This window comes from [Clostridium] citroniae WAL-17108, assembly GCF_000233455.1.
Taxonomy (GTDB): domain Bacteria; phylum Bacillota; class Clostridia; order Lachnospirales; family Lachnospiraceae; genus Enterocloster; species Enterocloster citroniae.
Genome location: NZ_JH376420.1, coordinates 1,511,634 through 1,514,936 on the forward strand (window position 1 = coordinate 1,511,634; position 3,303 = coordinate 1,514,936).

The 3,303-nt window shown below is 48.5% G+C and carries 3 protein-coding genes and 1 pseudogene; 1 reads left to right on the plus strand and 3 read right to left on the minus strand.

What is annotated here, in order from left to right:
- Nucleotides 1-200: pseudogene (locus HMPREF9469_RS33740) on the minus strand (transposase); the annotation flags it as partial.
- Nucleotides 201-367: 167 nt separating this feature from the next.
- Between HMPREF9469_RS33740 and HMPREF9469_RS06805 the strand changes: the two are divergent.
- Nucleotides 368-1,597, plus strand: coding sequence for a helix-turn-helix domain-containing protein (locus HMPREF9469_RS06805; protein WP_007860378.1), 1,230 nt, complete (start codon nucleotides 368-370; stop codon nucleotides 1,595-1,597).
- 125 nt (nucleotides 1,598-1,722) lie between these two features.
- On the opposite strand, the gene HMPREF9469_RS06810 is transcribed toward HMPREF9469_RS06805, so the two are convergent.
- Together HMPREF9469_RS06810 and HMPREF9469_RS06815 are read right to left on the minus strand one after the other, a co-directional pair.
- Complete coding sequence (locus HMPREF9469_RS06810) at nucleotides 1,723-2,463, minus strand: M15 family metallopeptidase (protein ID WP_007860380.1); 741 nt, start codon at nucleotides 2,461-2,463, stop codon at nucleotides 1,723-1,725.
- A gap of 67 nt (nucleotides 2,464-2,530) precedes the next feature.
- Nucleotides 2,531-3,046: a hypothetical protein gene (locus HMPREF9469_RS06815; RefSeq protein WP_007860381.1), complete on the minus strand. Its 516-nt coding sequence runs from the start codon at nucleotides 3,044-3,046 to the stop codon at nucleotides 2,531-2,533.
- Nucleotides 3,047-3,303 lie beyond the last annotated feature (257 nt).

Sequence of the window (3,303 nt, forward strand, 5' to 3'; positions counted from 1 at the left end):
AGATCCTTGTAAGTCCAGTCTTGCCGGAAGTCAGTGATCAGAGGAAGCTCATCAATTTTGAATTTTTGGTACTTGGGAGAATGAGAATCATCAAAAGCCCACTGTTTGAGAGGGATGTATCTGCAAATAAAGTTGATTAGCCAGCAGTTTTGGCGATAAAGGTATTGAATAATGTTAAGTAAATAAAGTATAATGTCCATGAGCAATGAAATCCTTTCTGGTATTTTGGAATTTTGGTCGAGGACATTATACCAAAAAAAGGGAGGTCATTGCTCTTTTTATTGCAAACTCCCATAAAATCAAGGTTTAAACAATAAAACAGGTAGTGAAACTTGACACTACCCATTACACGAAGGAGGAGCATTTCATGAAACCCAGAACCATCAAGCAGCCAGCCGCTCGGTCACAGCTCAACGGAAAGCTTTGCAGCTATGAGATTAATAATACAACCATACAGCCCATTCCACTGATCCACCAGGATGCCCGTTTCTGGCTCATCACTTCCGGTTCAGGTAAACTGCTGATACAAAACCAGTCATATCCCCTTTGCCCCAACACCCTTGTCTCTGTACTGCCATGGCAGATAAGTGACGTAGTCCAGATTGATGAACCTTTACAATACAAGCTGATCACCTATAACTATGACGCCGTTACACGGGCGGTGAAGATATTCAGCAATGAGGACGGCCAGACGGAATCCTTCCTCACCGCCATGGAGGACCACCCCGTTGTCTCCCTCAGCGCCAGGGATGACACGATCGAATACCTGTTGGACGCCCTCTCCGGGGAGCTTAACACGGATTCACTCTGTCTCGGCTCCTCGCAGAACTCCTTCCACAATGTAAACCTGATCAGTATCCTGGTCCAAATGATGATCCATTACATCCGCCTGTCCCAGAAACAGAAAACCGAGCCTGATGAGATTCTCACAGATTATACGGAAATCCTGCGGTATATCTATCTGCACTGCAGTGAAAAACTGACCCTGGAAAAATTGTCTTCCCTTTTTAACTGCAGCCCGTCCACCATCAGTTCCTACCTTACCAGCAACACAGGACTTTCCTTTTTTGATCTGCTCAATGAGATACGAATCGGGAAAACCATTAATTTTATTATGTATACGGATTTTACGTTAAAGGAGATGTCAGAATTTCTTGGTTATGTAGACGAATCGCACATATCCAAAGTATTTGCAGCCCGTATAGGCTCAAAGATCAGTGATTACAGAAAGGTTTACCAAAAGGTACAGAATATCCTGCGGATTGAAGAAACACGCACTGTGTATTCGGTGATCAACTATATTTACCGGAATTATGCGGACGATCTGAATGCCAAGGATATCGCCCATCAGTTCGGCCTGTCGGTGTCTCAGATGAACGAGCTGCTGATCTACCAGGTGGAGCAGAATTTTACTGAATTCTTAAATCAGGTCCGGGTCAACAAAGCCAGCGAATTGCTCCTGATCCCAGCCAAAACAGTGCTGGAGGCCGCCTACGAGGTGGGATATAACAATCCAAAAACTTTTACGCGAAACTTCTTAAAGCTAAAAGGAATGACTCCCATTACATTTAAGCAAAAGTATACGGACAGCTTTTAAATACGAGGACCCGGCCTTAGGATGGATGTGCAAAGGAATAACGTGGCAGGTCCTAAGGTTCACCAGTCAAAACATGATGGAAGCCTTAGGACCATTGACCGGATGGAATCCGGACCATGTTCTTGCTAAATATCATCTGTTTTATCTATATACCAGATCTCCTGCGCCCCGTTTTCCCTGCTGTGCCAGCAGGCGCCCTCCTGGGCACCGTCCTGGGTCGGGTCAAAATAATACCAGTCCCCGGAGCCATCCTCCGGATTGCATACCCTGCCGTCCCAGCGGTGCCAGCTGGTGCACATATAACCATCCTTATTAAACAGGTACCAGTGGTGGTTAATGACACACCATTTGTTAGCCGGGTAAGTCCCATCTGCTCTGCGGTACCACCAGCCGTTGCTGTCTTTGATCCACCCATACCGTTCTTTATCCGCCCATGTCTTCATAAACGCTTCCGGATTTTTGTAAAGCTTTTTAATCCCAACCGTACTGCTGCCCCAGTCAGGCAGCTGAAAATGCGGTTTGTCCACAATGGATTTCCAGTTCCCGCCCCACTCCAGCCCCAGGGATACTCCTATGGCTCCCACTTTGCTGAAAAAACTGCCGGCGTCATTGTAGGCCCCTGTCCCGTCATTGCGGTAAATATCAAAGGCCGTCCCCCACTGATGATAGGAGCTGTAGCTGCTGCCGGGAGCATTGGTCACGATATTTCCCGGTCTGGTCCTGCCCTGGGCATACAAAGCATCCTGTTCCTCCACGGTGCGAAGCGTCTCTCCTATCTTGATCTGCAGCCCCTGCCTGCCGCACTCTTCTATCAGCCTTCCTGCCATCGCCTGCAGACGGGGATGGCACAATATAATGTCCTTCATCTTTCCCTCCGATCAATGCTCCCGCCTCTTTAAGCGGTGAGCCATCACAAATACTCCTTAATTCCCTCTATTGTTTCCCGGATGTGGGACAGCCGATCAAAAAGCCCACGCACCCGGACACAAAATCCCGAAACTGGGTAATAGTAGCCGCAGCGGTTGCGGACCATCCGGCGTCTGACCCTCCTCCCAGATCCCTCATCAAGATCAGTGTCACTAAACAAAACACTCCGATCACTGTTGCGATCAGAATCTGGAGCCTTCCGCTAACCGTATCCGGTCCGTTTGATTCCGGCCCGTTTGATTCCGGCCCTTCCTGGTCCAGGGACTCCCCATTAAACTCCGGCCTTTCAGGATCCCGCCTGATAAAATTGGCGCTGAGAAAATATCCGAAAATACTGGCCGCCGAAGTGCGCACTATGACATCAATTTCATTTGACTGCCCGATCCCTCCGCTGCGGGTGACCAGGCTGTAAGCTGACTGTATTAACAGAAGGGCCATAAAAACGATCAGGCAGCGGTCCACCAGATGAATCCTGTGAAAATCCCTGCACACACATTTCCACCCTGTTTTTAAACATTTCATCTTTCCCTCCGATCAAGCCTCCCGCCTCTTTGAGGTTGGAAGCCATTGCTCATTCATATGGCGGGAGTCTCAATCTCCCTCCAAGATGAAGCCTCCGGCGGATTGCAGAGGTGCATCAATGTAGTATGTCATGCATAGCATGACCTGCGCCTCGCACAAGGACGCTTAGGCGTCCTTGAATCTTTCCCTCCGATCAAGCCTCCCGCCTCTTTGAGGTTGGAAGCCATTGCTCATTCATATGGCGGGAGTCTCAATCT